This is a genomic window from Legionella pelazae, from assembly GCF_052527395.1.
In genome coordinates, this window is sequence record NZ_JBNVZS010000002.1 from 36,925 (window position 1) to 55,226 (window position 18,302).

The following is an 18,302-nucleotide window of genomic DNA, read 5'->3' on the forward strand; positions in this document are numbered from 1 at the left end:
CCACACATAAAACTTTTCATGGTGGTGCTTTAAGCAGCTAAAGTTTTAATAGCCATGCTAGCATTCACTTACATTTACTATTTTAATCAATAAGTTAATTGTATTTAAGCCATAACTGCTCAAATCCAGAAAAAGATAAACTATGATGCTTCCTAATAGCTGGTAAGTGGCTAGCAAGTCGCAGATTTGGATAATATTGTAATAGGCTTTTAAAAACCAAATTCATCTCCATACGGGCAAGCTTTGCCCCTAAACAGAAATGACCACCATAACCGTAACTAAAATGCGCATTCGAACGCAAGTCAAGTTTTATATCTTCAGGCTCAGGAAAATACTCAGGATCACGATTAATAGCATGTGTAGAAATAAAAATCACACTACCTGCTTTAATAAATTGATCGCCTAGATAAGTATCATTTTTAGTGACACGAAAGATAAATGTTACGGCAGGGTCAAGACGATTGGCTTCTTCTATATAATTATCTAAATAATTAAGTTCGGCTAGCATTTTTTGCCAAAGGCCGGGCGTAGATAGCATAATATAAAGATTATTACATAATTGATCAGTGGTGGTAACTTGTCCTGCGACTAGCATCATAATTGCTTGTGAAATAATTTCATCATCACTTAAACCGAAGTGTTCTTGATGTTGTAATAATATACTTAAAAAATCATCAGTTGGGTTAGCGCGTTTACGGTGAATTAAATCAGCAAAGTAGTTATATAAATTTTGCGCGCTCTTGTTAACCTTAATACCATCTTCATTAAAATAACTCGTTGAACCACCAAAAAATTGGGTCATATTATTTGACCAATTATAAAAGTCTAATCGTTCATCTTCAGGGATAGCAAATAACTCCGCAAGGGTTGTCGATGGAATAACTTGGGCAATCTCTTTAACAAAGTCAAAAGAATTGTTAGGTATAAAAGAATTAAGACAATTAAGTAGGGTTTGTTCAATAAGTGGTTTTAATTCAGCTAGTTTCTGATTGGTAAAACCATGATAACATATGCGTCTTCTTGCAGTGTGCTCAGGCACATCACTCATTACCATCATTTTACTAACAACCCTAAAAAAATCTTGGATTAACGATAAATCCATTTTGGGCATACGAGAAATAAAAAAGGGACTGCGATCGCAGCTAAAATCTGGGCTTAATAAAACTTGTTTTGCTAAATCATATTTAGTAATTACCCAAAATTTACCAGGATCCCACCAAAATAAAGGCCCCATCTCGCATAAATGCTGAGCAAATTGGGCAGGGGAGCTTGTTTGTTTTAACTGCATTAAAGTATAAGTTGTCATAAAATTTGAATCCTTCTTAAGTGACGAGGTGTAACTTGGTTAAAGGCATTACGTCCATGTAAGAGCGAAAAATTATCCGCAATAAGGTAATCGCCAGTTTGCCACTGGTGCTGATAACAGTAGCGGGGCTGTCGCATTAAAAGACTAATGGTTTTAAGAATTTTTAATGATTCCTCTTCAAGTTTATTAATAATATTTACTTTCACGGGATTAAGATAATCTTCCCCTACAGGCTCTGCAAACCGCATGATTGTTTTTGCCGTGTCTGGATGTTTAGTAATGAATTTTCGTTTAATATGGCCACCATAGTGGGCTAATTTTTCCGTAGAAAAAGTCAATTCATAAGTAAGCCATTCTTGTTTTTGCTGCTCTAGAGCCTCGTTCCAAACTGCCTCTGTATTGACAAACAGAGTTTCGCCTCCCGTATTCTGCTCTGGCGCCTGTAGGCAATGAAAGAATAAAAAGCGAGGTTCTTGATAAAAGGCGCCATCCCAATGCAGAGGCACATCGCCATGGGTAAATAAATAATTTTTAGCATCAATATTGGGCCGCATTTCCATAACCGGGCCAAAATCCCAGTGTAAAAGGGCTGCTTGGGAGGAGCAGTAGTTTAATAACTCATCTCGAGTAAGCGCTGTAAAACCTCGCAACAGGACTACTTTGTGGCGCCTAGCCTGAGACAAAAGATCTTGTAAGTTAAAATTAACTAAGCTATTTTGGTTTTTATGTTCAATAAGATAAGGTTGAAAAGAAAATTCTACTGGTACGGTACTCATTAGCTAGCCTCCAAGACATAATGATCATGGTTAAGTGTGGCGCCTAAACGCTCTGCTTCTGCTCGTTTAATTAATTGCCAGGAATGTCTATTTTTAAGTAAAACATTATGCCAAGGTGTTGCCCAGCAATTAGTAGAAGGTAAAAATTGAATACCTAATTTTTCTGAACCGCACGGTTGCGGATGAATTGACAAACGGACTGCATAAGGAAAATGGTTTGCCAATAGATTAGACCAGGCATTAGAGCGTCTTAGCACCTCATAAGCAACTTGTTTTGCTTCTTTACGAATTTGATTTTTAGAAATATCTCGCCGTAAATACAATTGATCTTCAATAATAAAGCGATGAATACCGTTAAATTGATATAAGAGTATTTCATTAGCAAGAACTCGTTTTTTTAATGAAGCTAGAGGCTCGCCAAATTCATTGATTAACCTTTCCCGCATGGTTTCATAGCTACAATGAGTGTAAACATCATCTAGAGAAAAGGTACTTAAATAAGTTAATTTATTCTCTGTAATAATCAACTTAACCTCTTGTTGATAAATATCAACATCAGCGTCCGTAACTAACACTAAGTCATTAAAAACTCGGCCATCTGAGCAAATTATAAGTTCAACGCCAGGCGCATGTAATTGTTTTATTTCATGACATAGTTGATTGAGATTTTTTAAGCCCATAATTTCACCTAAATCAGGATGAGAGGAAATGGTTTTTTGTCTATTTGCTGATTTCGCTGGAAAGGCAGGCAAAATTAAAGTAAGTGGTTGTTCCATTTTAATAGCTTGGCTTACTTTAGCTATATGTGGTTCTTGACAGTTAGAGCAATAGTCCCCTTGGCAATACAATGCATAGGGTTTAACCTGCCGCTTTTGTTTTAATAATAAAGCAAGAATTTTCTCAGCAATCCTCTGCATAGTGTAGTCTCCTTGATAAATAAGAATTATTCTCATCCTAGTAAAATCCTTGATAGATTGATAATATTATTATTTTATTAAATTGATAACTTAAACAAATCATGATTGATTTTGATGCGTTAAAAGTCTTTATAATGGTTAGCGAAAAAGGCGGCTTTCATGCGGCAGCGCAAGCAATGTTTAAATCACAACCAGCTATTACCAATGCAATTAGAAAATTGGAAGAGCAAGTAGATATTATTCTGTTTGATCGCAGTTATTATCGACCCAAGCTAACTAGTCAAGGTGAAAAATTATATCAACGTGCTAAAACTTTGATTACTCATTGGGAGCATCTCAATCAATTTGTAGAGTTACTACAAGAAGATATGGAAACTGACATTACAATAGCCATTGATGTTTTTTTTCCTTTAACTAAGTTAGAAAATTTATTTCGGCAATGGATAACTCAGTTTCCGCAAACCCATTTTCATTTTCTTTCTGAGTCTATTGGTGGGGCATGCGAACGTCTATTACAAGGTCAAGCTGATTTAATCATTAGTGAGAATTTAATTTCTAAACAGGCTGTTGAAGTTATTCCGCTTACAACTGTATTAATGCCAGCGGTCGCAACGCCACAATTTATTGAACAATATAAGGAAGAGTTAGCTAACTTAGATACTCTTAAGGACTGTATGCAAGTTATTTTAAAAGACTCTTCTAAAACTAATTTTTCTTTTGGCGTCATTGAACAATGTAAACATTGGACAGTGAGTGATGTTATAGCAAAGAAAGAAATTATTTTAGCTGGTTTAGGATGGGGACGGCTACCTAAACATCTTATTAGTACTGAATTAACTGATGGTCGTTTAAAAATTTTATCAGGCCATCATTTTGATGAACGGTTAGTGCCATTAGAGGCAATTCGCCTACAAAAACCTGCACATGGTTTAATTGCAAAGCAATTATGGTCTGATTTGCTGGATTTAAAAAGTAACCATTAACGTGAGTTCGACATAAAAGAGCTGCAAGCCTTTTATGTCGCTAAATGCTCTATGTCAAATAGGCAAATTCGACATGAAAAATAGTTAATATTTTTATGTTAATTAGGTAACATTTTTAAGTTATGTTATAACATAAAGCGTAGCAGGTGACGCTATGGTGCAATTATATTCTCATTGCTAATTTAAAGGAGCTTAAGTCTATGTCAACGAAATTTAATGATATAACCAAAGGAATCAATACTCAACTTGCCAAAATGCAAAAAGAAATGCCGGATGTAATGGCAGGTTTCGCCGCGTTAGGCCAAGCAGCAACGAAAGACGGTGTATTAAATAAAAAGACAAAAGAGCTTATTGCTATGGCCTTAGCTGTTGCTAATCACTGTCCTGGTTGTATCGGATTTCATTCACAAAAACTAGCTAAATTACAAACAACTAAAGAAGAACTAATGGAAACACTAGCAATGGCTATTTATATGGGCGGTGGACCTTCTTTAATGTATGCTGCAGAAGCATTGGAAGCATTTGAAGAATTTAACCAGTAAATTAATATGAGGCGCACTTAAGATTAAGTAAACTGTTATTCCTTAAAGGATAACAGTTTTCCGATAATATTATGTAGCGCAATGAAGGTATAAAGGTAATAGGTTAGCTCCTACCAACCGTTCGCCAAGCTATTGACATACCCTTGATCTATTACGTTTAAAGTTTATTTTTCTCTAAGTCTGTGGTCTCTAAATGCTGCATAGCTGGATTTTGGTTATTAAATCCTAGACTTGCAGCTGCAGGTTGTTGTTGGCAAGGATATTTTTGCATAACGCCTAACCAGGCAATCTGTGATACTGTCATTTTATTTTTATCACTTTGTTGGCTTGAAAGGCTATTATAGGTTTGAATAATAATGTCATGTAAAGTTTCGGCAGTTAAATTTGTGCCAGTCGGTAGGCAGAAAAAGGGCCTTCCTTGATTTTTTGCTAACTCATTTCCTTGGGCAAGTGTTTCTGCAATGCTCTCATCAGCTAGGATTAATATATTTCTAGCTGAGCGTGCCCAAGCTTGAGCTTGTGGATCTGCCTTCATCTGCATCTTGGGAATATTGTTAAAAATATTCATATAATGATTAATCGTATCGGCAGTAGTATAAAAAGATGCTCCAAGAGCAAATAAGCTAATTAGAAAGCGCATAAGTAGTCCTCAGAAGCTTTATTAAGTGGTAGTTACTAGTTTTTAAATTAATAAAGCGATTTTCATGTAGGCTCGATAAGCAATTTTAATAGAGTAATTAATTATTATCTATAGCTTTAATTAAATCGACTATCTTTGATGCTCTAATAGATTTCATTATTACATTAAGGCACTTATCAGTATAAACTTATCGGGCAAAAGTATGAGCTTATTTTAATAATTTCAAAAAATCTTAATCAACTATATACTTTATTCAAGCAAGTTCTCATTGTGATTTTGATCAAAATAGCTTTAATCAGAATTAATATACTCTTAGCGTTTTTTTGTGTAAGAAGTCTCATCAGTACCTTCATCTCCATAAGTTTCCTCCAGCAGCTGAGCTTGGGCTCTGTTTCTCTTCTCAGGTACGCTAAAAAAGCTTAAGTTATAGCCTCCTCTTTCAGAGCTGGGTTTTTGTGTCTTAAATAAGTTATTTTCAGTATTAACTGTAGAAGAAGCAATAGCACTTAATACGTCTTCGGGCAGGTCTGTAATTTCAAATGGCTGAGCAATTTTTTCCTGCCTATGAGGATTATCGCTTACAAACCCAACTTGATTAGTAAGCGCTGTAACCAACACATCAGGTAAATCATCGCATTCCCCATCAATGTCGCTATGGTCAAAGGAAGGTTCTAGCAAGTTAGCATGAGCTAACGACGATAGGGGTCCTACATCAACGTCAAATTGGGCGGCTTGGCTCACGCTCATCCAATTATTTGAATAAATAGGGGTTATGCCACGCTTTTGGAGTTGTCTATAAGTGTAGACTTCTTGTTGATTGCCTTGCCAGGTGACAAAGTGTTTATTTAATTTATTCTTTTCATGCGTATTTAGGATGTCTTTATCTGTAATAAGCTCGCCGTTGGGCCAAAACAAACGATTTTTAGATACCGAATCTGCCGTAAAAACCTGTTCTTTTCGATTCTCTATCATTACATAGTGTTTGGTTTGGCTTCCTTTGCCTTCGCTGGTGTGCGTTGCTAACACGTCTGCATCGATAATTTGCTGGCCATTTAAAAACAGGCGCTGACCAGATAATTGGGCAGCTGTAAAAACCTGTATTTTTTGATTCTCTATCATTACATAATGTTTTATTTGATTTCCGTTACCTTCGCTGGTGTGCGTTGCTATCACATCTGCATCGGTAATTTGCTGGCCATTTAAAAACAGGCGCTGACCAGATAATTGGGCGGCTGTAAAAACCTGCATTTTTTGATTCTCTATCGTTACATAATGTTTTGTTTGATTTCCTTTGCCTTCGCTGGTGTATGTTGCCAACACATCTGCATTAATGATTTGCTGGCCATTTAAAAACAAGCGCTTATGGAATAACTGGTCTGCTGTAAAAACCTGTGTTTTTTGATTATCTATTACTACATAATGTTTTGTTCGATTTCCATTGCCTTCAGTAGTGTGTGTTGCTAACACGCCTAGATCAATGATTTGCCTGCCATTTAAAATTAAACGGTTATGCTTGTATTCACTTTTCGTATAAATTTGTATTTTCTGCTCCTGTTGGGTAACAAAACGTTTTATACTTCGTCCTTTTTTTTCTTCTTCATACGTTAATAAGATATGCTCATTAACCTCTTGGCCATTTAAATAAACATAGGTCTTTTTAGGGGCTCTTTGATTAAGATGATTTGAAGAAATAGAGGCTGCTGAATTGGATACGGGCATAATAAATAAACCAATAGAACGAATATGATTATATTGTATAATATTTAATCTATCTGGGTCAATATAAAACAATTATAATCGGATTATTGATAGTTAGGAATGTAAACCAGGTAAGGATACGCGGTTATGCTTTTTTCACGATAATCACTTTGTATGAAGATTTATATTAAAGTTCGTAAGTGTTTAGATTAAATATGGTCTCTAACCAAAATTCTAGGTATTCTAAATTAAAAGGAGAGTCTACATACCCTATATATTTATCGGGGCGAACGACTATTGCGGCAGAGTTTTTAATGTTAAACCTATCTTGAATAATATAGTTTTCATCTAGCCACACTGAAGGAAGACTTGAACTGGTACTTAAAGAATCTAATAAGACTAAATGAACATGCAAAACGCTTTGATATTTTTTGGTTAAGTCGATTAATTTTTCTTCAACTTCTTCATTAAAATCTTTATCTGGTAAGAAAACAAATACATTATGTAGTGTTCCTTGGCAAATTGTTTCAATGAGTTGAGAAGTTCGCTGCTGTATAGATTTTAAAGTTACAGCAGGAATAAATTCGCCAATACGAAAGCGAGTTTTCTGGCCTTTAGCGCTAACTATAGGGCTTTTGGCATATGAAATGCCAAGTTCAGCCAAATCCTTAACAATAGGAGAAATTAAAAAATCATAAGAAGTCAACTTACTCATTAATTTATTACGCAAATTAATTAAAGGTTTACTTTTAAGTAAAAACATTTTTGTCATGATATCCGTTTTCTTTAAGATACTTTTAGCAATAGGATGCCGCTCTATTTGATAACTATCTAATAAAACTTCTTTAGCATCGCCTTTCAATACTAAACTTAATTTCCATACGAGATTATAAGCATCTTGAATACCCGTATTAAGCCCTTGTCCGCCCATTGGGCTATGAATGTGAGCTGAATCACCACAAAAAAAGACATGACCATATCGATAATTATCAATTTGGCGGTGATGAATTGAAAATCCTGCTAACCAAACTGGATCATAAAGCGTAGCTTTATCTGAGCTACGTTCCTTAAAAATGGCAATCATATCTTCAAGAGTAAGTTCTTTTGGTTTGTTAGCTGGCGTGGTTGTAATAAAACGATAACGTTTATTTCCCATAGGAAGACAAACAAGGGGGCCATTAGAGCTTACATAAATGACCATCTTATCTTCAGGTAAATCCCATTGTACGTGAAGATCGGCTAGCCAAAACTGCTGCTTGTACGCTGCCCCTAAAAATTTAGCATTACATAAATGTCTTAACGTGCTGTGTGCGCCATCACAGGCAATAATCCACTTAGCGGCAATTTTTTCAATTTGGTCATTTGGTTTTTTAATTGATGCAATAACTGGATCGCCTTCTTGAAAAGAAATTAATTCAGACTGCCATTCAAGAGAGATATTTTTTGCAAGTAAGCCTTGGTAGAGGATGTCTTCTGTTTTATTTTGAGGCAAGTCAACTAAAAAATTATAATTACTTCCTATTCTTTCAAAATTTATTTCAGACAATAAACCGCTATCTGATTTAAACAGTACCCCATAAACTTTATGGCCTTGCTCAAGCACATCATTTAAAAAGTAAGTATCTTCAAAAGCTTCTAATGTTCGAATATGAATAGCTAGTGCTTTTGATTTATCACTTAATGCAGACTTTTTATCAATAATACGGCAGCTTACCCCATGTCGGAATAGTTCATTAGCACAGAATAAACCAACTGGGCCTGCTCCTACTACAAGTGCATCCACTATTTGTTCAGCCATACGAGCTCCTTAACGAGTCACGATTAAGCTTACTTAAAAACGTTTTCTATACTTTACATACCTGTACTAGGCTCAGCTGAAGGAGCAATGGGTAAATAATTAAAGCGTTCCTCTGTTGGTAATGAACCACATTCATCATACGTATTATCTAAACAAAGGAAAAAGCAGGTTGCGCCAGATTCACGAGCACTACGGACTGCTTCATCCACAGTAGAAAAGCTAGCGAGGTCCTGCCCTTCATGAATATAGTCGGCTCTTTTAAATGTAATCAATTCCACTAGGTATTGATTTAAATCTGCTCGTGAGTAAATGAGCCCAACAGGCTGTTCTGTTGAAAGCTCAAGAATCTTTGATCGTGATATATGCTCCATGGTCTATTGCCTTAAAGCCTTAGCTATTTTAAGTATAGCTACAATTCTTAAAAGATGAGCTTTATTTGCGCAACTATACAAAAAATACTAGGCTAACAGCAGGATAGTTGTTTAAATTAATAAAAATACAATTATTAATGACAAAACCACTTAACCTGATTAAGAATAGAAAATACTTCATTGTCACCAATTACTAAATGATCAAGTAATTGCACATCTATTAAATCTAGCGCACGTTGAATTTTTTTTGTTATTGTAAAATCGTGCGGGCTTGCATCGGACAGTCCTGATGGATGGTTATGTGCAAGAATAAGGGCCGCTGCGTTTAAATTTAAAATACGTACAATTAAAGGTCTTATGTAAACATAGGCTGTATTAATCGTACCCTGAAAAAGTTCTTCATAATGAATAATTCGATGCTGATTATCCAAAAAAAGAGCTGAAAAAGTTTCATTGTGCTTATCTCTTAATTGTCGTTTAAGAAAGGTATAGGTTTCTTGACTGTTAGTAAGTTTTATCGTTTTTTGGAGAGAGATAAAATCACTGCGTCGGCATATTTCTTTACTAGCTTGTAATTGTAAGTAGCGTACTAATCCTACGCCTGTTACTTGATTGAAGTTCTTAAAATCTGCATTAAGAATTGCTCGTAAGTCACCGAATCGTTTTAATAATTCAAAGGCGAGATCTAAACAAGATTTTTTATTGTTTCCGGAGCTAATAAACAGTGCTAATAGCTCAATATCGGACAAATTATGAGCACCTTGTATCATTAGTTTTTCACGCAGGCGCAAGGGTAAGGTTGGTAAATTCATGCTAGTTATTCCTTTATAGCGAGGTTTGTGTTTTGATCCCGGGTATTCTTATTTAGAATGAGTTAATGATGCAAGATTTTATTAATAAAAAAATATTATTGGGAATTTGTGGTGGAATTGCTGCATATAAAGCTGCTTATCTAGTAAGAGAATTAACCAGATTAGGTGCCCAAGTTAGAGTGGTCATGACTGAGGCTGCAGAACAATTTATAGCCCCTTTAACTTTACAGGCCTTAAGTGGTTACGAGGTTCGTAATAAATTATTTGATTCACAAGCTGAACGGGCAATGGGGCATATTGAGCTAGCCCGCTGGGCAGATTATTTAATTATTGCTCCAGCCTCAGCTAATTGCCTGGCTAAATTAGCACATGGATTTGCTGACGACTTATTATCAACTCTTTATCTTGTCATAGAAGCGCCGGTTGTAATCTGTCCTGCTATGAATCAAAGTATGTGGAAACACCAAGCTACACAAAGAAATGTAGAAGTTCTAAAGGCGCAAGGTGTGTTATTCATTGGTCCTGAAGAGGGAAGGCAAGCATGTGGCGAATATGGCTTTGGCCGATTAAGTGAAGTTGATAATATTATTAGTGGGCTGCGATTACACTCGGTTAAGGGACTATTAGAAGGGCAAAATGTTTTAATTACAGCAGGCCCTACCCGCGAACCGCTTGATCCCGTACGTTATCTCTCTAACTATAGTTCAGGAAAAATGGGTTATGCCTTAGCCCAGGCAGCAGCAATTGCAGGCGCTAATGTTACTTTAATAAGCGGGCCAACTGCGTTGCCTGCGCCACCTAATGTAAAAATTTATCAAGTTGTTACAGCCAAACAGATGTATGCTGAAGTAATGAAGCACCTACAAGAGAAAAGTATTTTTATTGGTTGCGCTGCTGTTGCTGATTACGCGCCTGTTACCCAAGCAGATAAGAAAATAAAAAAACATAGCGAAGAAAATTTAATTCTTGAATTATCACTTAATCCTGATATTTTACTTGCCGTAGCCGAGAGCAAGAAGGCTTCTTATGTTGTTGGCTTTGCTGCTGAAACAGATAATGTGCTTGAGCATGCCAAACAAAAATTATATAAAAAACAGCTAAATATGATTATTGCGAATCAAGTCGGTGTTGGCCTTGCTTTTGATAGCGATAATAATGCAGTTACTGTAGTGACAGCTAATAAAAAAATTGATTTACCTGTAACAAATAAAATTTGCTTAGCTGGGCAGATTATTGAAATTCTCTCAGCAACTATTCAAAATGATGCTGTTTAACAATAAAGGTATAAAATTTATGAAGCAGGCTATTGAATTAAAAATCCTAAATCCTAATCTTTTAGAAAAATTTCCTCTACCTACCTATGCGACTGAAGGCTCCGCAGGCCTTGATCTACGAGTCTGTATTGATGAACCCTTACAAATTGCGCCGCAAGAGACTGTTTTACTGCCTACAGGGTTAGCTATTTATATTGCAGAACCTAATTTAGCTGCAGTGATCCTACCTCGTTCTGGATTAGGGCATAAACATGGGATTGTCTTAGGTAACCTAGTTGGGTTAATTGATTCTGACTATCAAGGCGAATTAAAAATTTCTTGTTGGAATCGTAATCAAGAACATTTCACGGTCCATCCCGGCGACAGGATTGCGCAGTTAGTATTTTTACCTATTGTTAGAGCTGAATTTAAAGTAGTAGCAGACTTTAGCGCAACAGATAGGGGAGAGGGCGGCTTTGGTAGCTCAGGGAGGGTATAATGCAATATCAAGTTAAGAGAGTAAATCGAGCTGTATTTCGTGCTTATGATATTCGCGGTGTTATTGATGCTGACTTTGATGAACATGCCTTCTATAGTATAGGCCGCGCTATTGGTTACCGTATGCACGAGCTTAACCGTCAAAAGATAGTCATTGCTCGCGATGGGCGTCTTACAAGCACAAGTTTAGCGACTGCCTTAAAAAAAGGCTTGCTTGACAGCGGTACTACTGTTGTTGATTTAGGTAAGACTTCTACACCTGTTATGTATTTTGCAACGCATGAATGTGGAATAGACTGTGGCGTGATGGTTACAGGTAGCCATAATCCTGCAGACTATAATGGGATTAAGATTGTTTTGGCAGGTAAAACATTAGTTCAAGCTGATATCGATCTTCTTTATCAACTTATTTTAAAGGCTGATTTCATCACGGGTATAGGAGAGTCTAAATCTTTAGATATTTTACCTGCTTATATGCAACGGGTGATTCGCGATCTAACTTTAAAACGTCCTTTAAAAGTCGTTGTTGACTGTGGTAACGGTATAGCAGGCGCTATTATTCCAGAGGTCATACGAAACTTAGGTTGCGAGGTAATTCCACTTTATTGCGAAGTAGATGGCCGTTTTCCTAATCATCACCCTGATCCTGCAGTTGAAGAGAATTTAATTGACTTAAAGAATACAGTCGCAAAACACCATGCCGATATTGGTCTTGCCTTTGATGGCGATGCAGATAGGCTTGGCGTTATTACCAACACAGGAAAAGTTATCTGGCCTGACCGGTTGATGATGCTTTATGCTCGTCACTTATTAAAAGATAATCCAGGTGCGACGATTGTTTATGATGTGAAATGCTCAGCACATCTGGCAGCTGTTATTGAGGCAGCAGGTGGACGTGCACAAATGTGCCCAACTGGCCATTCTATTGTTAAAGATGTCATGAAAACTACTCAGGCGGCTTTAGCTGGCGAGATGAGTGGTCATCTTTTTTTTAAAGATAAATGGTATGGTTTTGATGATGCACTTTATAGTGCTTGTCGTTTACTAGAGATAATTAGCGAAAGTCCTTTATCTGTTGATGATCAATTCTTAATGATCCCGGATAGTGTGAATACGCCTGAGATTAAAATCACGATTAATGAGGATGATAAATTTAATTTCATGCGGCGATTTAGTGAATTAGCAGAATTTAATATGGCAAAAATTATAAAAATTGATGGTATACGGGTTGAGTTTGAACATGGGTGGGGATTAATTCGAGCTTCCAATACAACACCCTGCTTAGTTGCTCGTTTCGAAGCGCAAGATAAAATAAGTTTAGATAGTATTCAGCAGTTATTTAAACAAGAGCTATTAAGAATTGAAAAGAATTTGTTGATTCCTTTTTAGCTAAGAAGTTAAAGCCTCTATAAGCAAGCTTACCAAAGCAAGCTTGCTAGTTTTAATGAAAGCCCAGCCGAAGTGTAAATGAAGATTCACTTACTAGGTCTAAAGAATGAATATCCTTAATTTTACTAGTTTTATTGTTTTCCTCTTCCCAGCGTTCTGCATCCCAATGGAGATAATCAATAGCTGTAAAGCCTAGCTGTTTAAGCAGGGGAAGCGCTCGGGCTCGTAACTCCTCTTCTCGATCAGTAGCAAATATTTCACTACAACGTAATATATAGAATGGATTATGGGGTACCGTATCCATGGCCTTTTTAAAATGTTCTGGGTAAGAAGAATTGAGATTAAAGAAATAAGCAATATCGCCTAATAAAAAGTAAGCTTTTCCTAAAAGCCTTTTTTGTTGTGGATTTCTAGTACCTTTAAGTAATCCTGTAATACGATGGAGAGCATTCAAGGCAGAATCAAAATGCGCCTGATGTTTTGTTTTATGCTGTATGCGAGTTTGATGATCTATATCATAAGGACCAGGCACCGAAACGAGATGAACTAAATAGTCAACCTGACGCATCAATCCTTTCACTAAGGCATGATTTTGGCGCTGTTGTTCTTCCTGACTGACCGCTTTGGAATCGCACCTATCTAGTAGTTTAATCGCTTTTTCAATTTCAGTAATATTGCTTTGTGCAGGTTTATGTTGATTTAAGTCTGCATCAATAAGCAGTTGAGCATACAGGCGCATGTGAATAAAGTATTGTTCTTGTCTTTCTTTCAGAGGGTTAACTTTAAATGCTTTCTCTTTCGCCTCTAAACTTTGTTGATAGGCTAAAGAGGCATCTTCCCACTGACTTGTTTTCCGATATTCTCGTCCTTTTTCATAAGCTTGCTCACCAAGGCTATCAAAATAATTAGCTAATTTAGTTAAGTCATTAGAATTAAAATTATATTTATCCTGATTTGTTAACCACAGCTCATATGCTTTATCATATTGCTTTTCAGCTATATATAAGTGAAATATGTCTAGTGGGTCAGTTTGAGCAAGATCGAGGTCTAACTGCGCTGCAAGCTGTAATTCATTTATGGTATTTTTCTGTAAGTAATATTGCGCTAATTCTTTTGCTAAAGGAGAATTAGGTTTAATAAACGCAAGTTGCTCGGTTATTTTATAATTTAAAATTATATAATTAGTAGCTTGTTTTAGATCCTGAAGTTGGTTAATTAAATTAAAAGCTTGCTCCAATTCTTGTCTTTCTAAAAAATAATCAATGTATAAAGTTAAATTTTGATTGATTATGTTGGGATTAAAAAACATGGCTTGTTGTAAATAATAGTGTGCTTGCTGCCTTGCATTACTAAACCATGACCAATGATATAAATAGCTATTTTTCTTATCTTTTGCTCTATCAAGATAACTTTGAGCAGTAAGTTTGGCATAGTGACTATCTGGAAAGAACGAGTAGTTTTTTATTGCAAGCTCATGCTCTAGTTTATTAAGAGTTGTCTTAATCAAATTAGGTGATTGAGGATCGAGCCTAGGGATTTCTGCCCATTGCTCTATAAATTTAAAGCACTCGCCAAAAGCATAATAAGATGTCACTGTTAAATTAGGTAGTTGTGGTAGAGAATTAGCACTGATTCGATAATAATGAATAAGCAAATTTTGTAGAGCCTTTGAAGTTGCCGCTTCACGTGGTTTTTTTACAAGTTCAAGGTATTCCTCAGGTATTTGATAAAGAGCCAAAGGTTTTTGTAGATAGTTTTGCGAATAGTTATTTAGATAGCCATAGTAAGCAAATTTACACAGTGAAAGCTGTACTTTTTGAGGTTCACAATGATTATTAAAGCCTAAGGCGCCTTTAAATGACTCAAATGCATAACGGAAAAATCCTACGGGTTTTAAATCATAGCCATTGGTATAAATGTATTTTGCCTGTATTAATCTCTGCCAATGTTGTGCATATTGCTTTGCATTATGTTGATAAACAAGCATGTCGGGATAATAGCCAAGCGCGTTTTTATAATAATTAGGTATATTATTAATTAACTGATAATTTAATCGACTCACAGTAATTTTCCTGTGTAAAACCAGGGTCCGTTGACAATTCATTTTTAAATTACCTAAAGCCTCTACGTTTCACGGACAAGCCGCGCCACGTAGGGCTATGGTGTAACTGTCGACAGCCCCTAATAAAGGTAAAATCTAAAATTAAATCAAGCAGAATAGTAATTGTACTTTTAAGAATAAACTAGACTTTTGCAGGAATATTTTACACTTTCAACGGGAATGAATATTTTTCTGCGTAACAATTAGCCAAGAAGGTAAAGGTACGCCTTCTTGATGTCGTGCTACAATTTGTTTTTTAATAATAATATTTAGTGAATTAGCCTCTGCTAATTGTTCAAGGTACTTTTCATGATGGCTAAAACGCGCGCTTTCTTGCAATTGCCAAGGCATAGTAGAACTAATCTCAGTGCTAAAAATAAAATACCCCTGCGATTCTAAATGTTTACTAATTTGCTGAAACAAAGGGGATAGTTCACCGAAATAGGGCAGAACATCGGCTGCAACAATTAAATTATACAATTCTTTTTCAGCTGTTAAGTAGGTAAGTGCTTCACTTTCAATAAGTTTATCGTAAATACCCTTAGGGCAAGCCCAATTCAGCATTTTTTTGGAAATATCAACCCCAATAAGTTTTTGAGAAACATCACGCAATACCTGGCCAGTTAAACCTGTCCCGCAACCTAAATCAAGCGTTTTCTCGCAATGAGTAATATCTAACTCACTCAGAATATGTAGAATTTGCTGAGGAACTGAATACTTTAAATACTTTTGTACATGCTGATCATAATATAAAGCATAATTATTAAATAAATTGGCTGCATATTCGGGTGCCGTTTCGACTGGCTTATCTAAGTCAGATAGCGCATTTAACATATGCTGGCTTGCTTTATCTTTTGGATTAATGATAAGTGCTTGCAAAAGTAGTTTTTTTGCTTTTTCCTTATCATTTAAACGAATATAAATGGCAGCAAGGTTATTTAAGGCGGCAAAATGTTTATCTTGCTCATTTAGTAAATGCTCAAAATGATTGATGGCCTCATTTAAGTGGCCTAAAGCCATTTGTGCAACACCACTATTGTAGAGATATTCAACATTATTAGGATCTTTTTGTAATAAGTAATCATAATGCATTAGGGCATTTTCAAAACGGTCATGGTGCATGAACGTTGCGGCTAAGTTATTGCGTGCTTCAATATGCTCGTTATTTAGAGCTAATGCCTTGCTAAAATAATCAACAGCTAACTGACCTTGCTCTCGTTTAACTGCAATAACACCAAGGTTTGTTAATGCATCAACGTGATTACTATTTTCTAATAATACTTGCTGAAAGGCTTGCTCTGCTTGGGTAAGATCATTTGTTTCTAGTGCTAGCACACCTAAGTAAAATAAGGCATCTAGATGCTTTGGATTTAAAGCCAGAACATTTTGAAATTGAATGCGAGCTGCATCTAATTTATTTTGGTTAATAAAAAGTAGTCCTAAATTAAAGTGAGCTGCAGCAAAATCAGGTGCATTTTTTAAGGCAAGGTGATAATGGTGTAAGGCCTGTTGAGATAAACCTTGCATGGCATAAATACTAGCTAAGTTATTATGAGCTTGCGCATAATCTGGCGCTAGCTTAATTGCTTTCTGATAGTTAAGAATAGCTTCGTTAAATTGATAATTCTTTTTATAAGAATTGGCTAAGTTATTGTATATAATAGGGTTATTAGGATCTAGTTCTAATGCTTTTTTAAAATTTTCTATGGCCAGTAGAGTATTGCCAAGCTGAGCATAAGCTAGTCCTAAAAAATGTAAGCTCTGACTGTGATTAGGGTTTTGCCTAATTAAATTTTCATAGGCCTTAATTGCCTGGGGCAATTGGTTGTCTTGATGAAGCTTGTGGGCCTTTTTAAATAATTCATCTTCAGTAATCATAATAGTGCAAGTTGCTGTTTGAGTTGAGTTAATGCTTGGGCGCGATGACTGTGCTCATTCTTTATATTAGCAGGCAATTGAGCTGCTGTGCATTGATAAGTGGGCACATAAAAAATTGGATCATAACCAAAACCTTGGTTCCCAGCTGGCTCATAGGCAATCTTGCCTGACCAGCGTCCAAAGGCCACTAACGGAGTAGGATCTGTAGGATATTGCATAAGAACAATAGCGCAATAAAAAAAAGCATATCGATGCTCATCAGCGACATCTGCTAATTTCTCTAAAAGCAAATGAATATTTGCTTCGTCATTATTTTGTGTTCCTGCATAGCGTGCAGAGTAAATGCCTGGTTCACCGTTTAGGGCAGGAACGACTAAACCTGAATCATCAGCCAAAGCGGGTCTATTTGCTGCTTGGCTAACATGACGGGCTTTTAATAGAGCATTTTCAAGAAAACTAAGTCCTGTCTCAGCAATGCTATTTATACCTAAGCTTAGCTGACTTATACAACGAATAGGAGAAAGTAGGGTTTGTAATTCAGCAATTTTACCTGCATTAGCTGTAGCTAAAATAATTTCTCTCATCTTCCACCTATCGATCTATCTTAATGAAATGATCTTATAGTATAAGCGTATTATATTGTTAGCTAGTTTTTATAATAATTTTCAAGGCTGTTTAAATGTAAATTGAGACTTAATGTTTCCTAAATAGCCATGGTGGAAAAGCGTAAGGATCAGCCCATAAACCTACTTTATTTTTCTTTGCTTCTTCTTGTAGTTTATAGAGACTTTTATCAGTATGGTAACGGTCATAGACCCAAGCCATGCCTGTTCGAATTTGCTCGGCATTAGCATCAATATTATTACAATGGACTCGGGCTAGTAAACGTCCATAATGGTCCCTCAATTTAATATTAAGAACAGCTTGTTTACGAAAACAAAGAGCAGCTAAGGCTTGTCTTGAGCGATTACCATAAGCTTGATAACGTTCAGGCGCATCAATTTCTGCCAATCTTATTTTTTCTGTTAATTTACCATTGACTAATACCACTAAGGTATCGCCATCAATGATGCGAACGACCTCTCCTGTAATAATTTGAGCTAGCGAGAGCGCTGGTGTTAGAAAGATAACGAGAAAAAAAGTAACAGGTTTAAAATTTATCACTTTAATCTCCACAATAAATTAGAGAAGTTTTAATCCTAGTATAGTTTGAGAATGAATAAAAATTCTGGCTTTATTATTAAGACTTAATTCCTACATAAATAGAGCGCTTGCCTAACTTGTAGATTTTACTTTAGTGCAAGGCGCAAAGGTTCCGAGGAGTAGAGTTTACAGAGAGT

Annotated in this window: 17 protein-coding genes; 5 read left to right on the top strand and 12 right to left on the bottom strand. The window is 36.0% G+C overall.

The genetic code is table 11. The features are described 5' to 3' along the window. Positions 1–94: 94 nt before the first annotated feature. The 3 genes from ACQUW5_RS02525 to ACQUW5_RS02535 are packed head-to-tail and all read right to left on the bottom strand — an operon-like array spanning position 95 to position 2,999. Positions 95–1,306 carry a cytochrome P450 gene (locus tag ACQUW5_RS02525; RefSeq protein WP_444989640.1) on the bottom strand — a complete coding sequence of 404 codons (1,212 nt, stop codon included), beginning with the start codon at positions 1,304–1,306 and terminating at the stop codon, positions 95–97. Beyond that, a complete protein-coding gene (locus ACQUW5_RS02530) occupies positions 1,303–2,082 on the bottom strand; it encodes a TauD/TfdA family dioxygenase (RefSeq protein WP_444989641.1) in 780 nt (259 codons plus the stop codon). Before ACQUW5_RS02530 ends, ACQUW5_RS02525 begins: the two co-directional genes overlap by 4 nt. Beyond that, positions 2,082–2,999, bottom strand: coding sequence for an L-tyrosine/L-tryptophan isonitrile synthase family protein (locus ACQUW5_RS02535; protein WP_444989642.1), 918 nt, complete (start codon positions 2,997–2,999; stop codon positions 2,082–2,084). The genes ACQUW5_RS02530 and ACQUW5_RS02535 overlap by 1 nt, the downstream gene beginning before the upstream one ends. 101 nt (positions 3,000–3,100) lie before the next feature. Here ACQUW5_RS02535 and ACQUW5_RS02540 point away from each other — a divergent pair, with 101 nt between their 5' ends. Then, positions 3,101–3,982 carry a LysR family transcriptional regulator gene (locus ACQUW5_RS02540; protein ID WP_444989643.1) on the top strand — a complete coding sequence of 294 codons (882 nt, stop codon included), beginning with the start codon at positions 3,101–3,103 and terminating at the stop codon, positions 3,980–3,982. 200 nt (positions 3,983–4,182) lie between these two features. Then, entirely contained in the window at positions 4,183–4,524 is a 342-nt protein-coding gene (locus ACQUW5_RS02545; RefSeq protein ID WP_444989644.1) for a carboxymuconolactone decarboxylase family protein, read from the top strand. Positions 4,525–4,681: 157 nt separating this feature from the next. On the opposite strand, the gene ACQUW5_RS02550 is transcribed toward ACQUW5_RS02545, so the two are convergent. The 5 genes from ACQUW5_RS02550 to radC all read right to left on the bottom strand — a co-directional run bounded on the left by ACQUW5_RS02550 (position 4,682) and on the right by radC (position 9,843). After that, positions 4,682–5,164, bottom strand: coding sequence for a phosphatase (locus tag ACQUW5_RS02550; protein ID WP_444989645.1), 483 nt, complete (start codon positions 5,162–5,164; stop codon positions 4,682–4,684). 312 nt (positions 5,165–5,476) lie between these two features. Beyond that, positions 5,477–6,883 carry a hypothetical protein gene (locus ACQUW5_RS02555; RefSeq protein ID WP_444989646.1) on the bottom strand — a complete coding sequence of 469 codons (1,407 nt, stop codon included), beginning with the start codon at positions 6,881–6,883 and terminating at the stop codon, positions 5,477–5,479. A gap of 166 nt (positions 6,884–7,049) precedes the next feature. Continuing rightward, the gene (locus ACQUW5_RS02560; RefSeq protein ID WP_444989647.1) at positions 7,050–8,660 is read right to left on the bottom strand and encodes an FAD-dependent monooxygenase; all 1,611 of its coding nucleotides are present in this window, start codon (positions 8,658–8,660) and stop codon (positions 7,050–7,052) included. Positions 8,661–8,713: 53 nt separating this feature from the next. Further along, positions 8,714–9,031, bottom strand: coding sequence for a hypothetical protein (locus ACQUW5_RS02565; protein ID WP_444989648.1), 318 nt, complete (start codon positions 9,029–9,031; stop codon positions 8,714–8,716). 134 nt (positions 9,032–9,165) lie between these two features. Then, positions 9,166–9,843 (bottom strand): RadC family protein, encoded by a 678-nt coding sequence (gene radC / locus ACQUW5_RS02570; RefSeq protein WP_444989649.1) that lies wholly within the window; start codon positions 9,841–9,843, stop codon positions 9,166–9,168. Positions 9,844–9,911: 68 nt separating this feature from the next. Here radC and coaBC point away from each other — a divergent pair, with 68 nt between their 5' ends. Genes coaBC through ACQUW5_RS02585 form a run of 3 tightly spaced genes read left to right on the top strand, consistent with a single transcriptional unit; the run spans position 9,912 to position 12,983 of the window. Then, complete coding sequence (coaBC, locus tag ACQUW5_RS02575) at positions 9,912–11,117, top strand: bifunctional phosphopantothenoylcysteine decarboxylase/phosphopantothenate--cysteine ligase CoaBC (protein ID WP_444990018.1); 1,206 nt, start codon at positions 9,912–9,914, stop codon at positions 11,115–11,117. Between the two features lie 19 nt (positions 11,118–11,136). Continuing rightward, on the top strand, positions 11,137–11,595 hold the full coding sequence (gene dut, locus ACQUW5_RS02580; protein WP_444989650.1) for a dUTP diphosphatase: 459 nt from the start codon (positions 11,137–11,139) through the stop codon (positions 11,593–11,595). After that, a complete protein-coding gene (locus ACQUW5_RS02585; protein ID WP_444989651.1) occupies positions 11,595–12,983 on the top strand; it encodes a phosphomannomutase/phosphoglucomutase in 1,389 nt (462 codons plus the stop codon). The genes dut and ACQUW5_RS02585 overlap by 1 nt, the downstream gene beginning before the upstream one ends. Before the next feature lie 52 nt (positions 12,984–13,035). Here ACQUW5_RS02585 and ACQUW5_RS02590 read toward each other — a convergent pair whose 3' ends face one another. The 4 genes from ACQUW5_RS02590 to ACQUW5_RS02605 all read right to left on the bottom strand — a co-directional run bounded on the left by ACQUW5_RS02590 (position 13,036) and on the right by ACQUW5_RS02605 (position 18,126). Further along, on the bottom strand, positions 13,036–15,045 hold the full coding sequence (locus tag ACQUW5_RS02590; protein WP_444989652.1) for a hypothetical protein: 2,010 nt from the start codon (positions 15,043–15,045) through the stop codon (positions 13,036–13,038). 210 nt (positions 15,046–15,255) lie between these two features. After that, on the bottom strand, positions 15,256–16,962 hold the full coding sequence (locus tag ACQUW5_RS02595; protein ID WP_444989653.1) for a tetratricopeptide repeat protein: 1,707 nt from the start codon (positions 16,960–16,962) through the stop codon (positions 15,256–15,258). Further along, entirely contained in the window at positions 16,959–17,546 is a 588-nt protein-coding gene (gene rdgB / locus ACQUW5_RS02600) for an RdgB/HAM1 family non-canonical purine NTP pyrophosphatase (RefSeq protein WP_444989654.1), read from the bottom strand. The genes ACQUW5_RS02595 and rdgB overlap by 4 nt, the downstream gene beginning before the upstream one ends. 109 nt (positions 17,547–17,655) lie before the next feature. Continuing rightward, positions 17,656–18,126, bottom strand: coding sequence for a thermonuclease family protein (locus ACQUW5_RS02605; protein WP_444989655.1), 471 nt, complete (start codon positions 18,124–18,126; stop codon positions 17,656–17,658). Positions 18,127–18,302: the final 176 nt, after the last annotated feature.

Excerpts from the sequence above, each read along its gene's own strand:
- ACQUW5_RS02565 (WP_444989648.1), bottom strand. The coding sequence starts at position 9,031 with ATGGAGCATATATCACGATCAAAGATTCTTGAGCTTTCAACAGAACAG.
- coaBC (WP_444990018.1), top strand. The coding sequence starts at position 9,912 with ATGCAAGATTTTATTAATAAAAAAATATTATTGGGAATTTGTGGTGGA.
- radC (WP_444989649.1), bottom strand. The coding sequence starts at position 9,843 with ATGAATTTACCAACCTTACCCTTGCGCCTGCGTGAAAAACTAATGATA.
- ACQUW5_RS02535 (WP_444989642.1), bottom strand. The coding sequence starts at position 2,999 with ATGCAGAGGATTGCTGAGAAAATTCTTGCTTTATTATTAAAACAAAAG.
- dut (WP_444989650.1), top strand. The coding sequence starts at position 11,137 with ATGAAGCAGGCTATTGAATTAAAAATCCTAAATCCTAATCTTTTAGAA.
- rdgB (WP_444989654.1), bottom strand. The coding sequence starts at position 17,546 with ATGAGAGAAATTATTTTAGCTACAGCTAATGCAGGTAAAATTGCTGAA.
- ACQUW5_RS02560 (WP_444989647.1), bottom strand. The coding sequence starts at position 8,660 with ATGGCTGAACAAATAGTGGATGCACTTGTAGTAGGAGCAGGCCCAGTT.
- ACQUW5_RS02545 (WP_444989644.1), top strand. The coding sequence starts at position 4,183 with ATGTCAACGAAATTTAATGATATAACCAAAGGAATCAATACTCAACTT.
- ACQUW5_RS02550 (WP_444989645.1), bottom strand. The coding sequence starts at position 5,164 with ATGCGCTTTCTAATTAGCTTATTTGCTCTTGGAGCATCTTTTTATACT.
- ACQUW5_RS02595 (WP_444989653.1), bottom strand. The coding sequence starts at position 16,962 with ATGATTACTGAAGATGAATTATTTAAAAAGGCCCACAAGCTTCATCAA.
- ACQUW5_RS02540 (WP_444989643.1), top strand. The coding sequence starts at position 3,101 with ATGATTGATTTTGATGCGTTAAAAGTCTTTATAATGGTTAGCGAAAAA.
- ACQUW5_RS02555 (WP_444989646.1), bottom strand. The coding sequence starts at position 6,883 with ATGCCCGTATCCAATTCAGCAGCCTCTATTTCTTCAAATCATCTTAAT.
- ACQUW5_RS02585 (WP_444989651.1), top strand. The coding sequence starts at position 11,595 with ATGCAATATCAAGTTAAGAGAGTAAATCGAGCTGTATTTCGTGCTTAT.
- ACQUW5_RS02525 (WP_444989640.1), bottom strand. The coding sequence starts at position 1,306 with ATGACAACTTATACTTTAATGCAGTTAAAACAAACAAGCTCCCCTGCC.
- ACQUW5_RS02530 (WP_444989641.1), bottom strand. The coding sequence starts at position 2,082 with ATGAGTACCGTACCAGTAGAATTTTCTTTTCAACCTTATCTTATTGAA.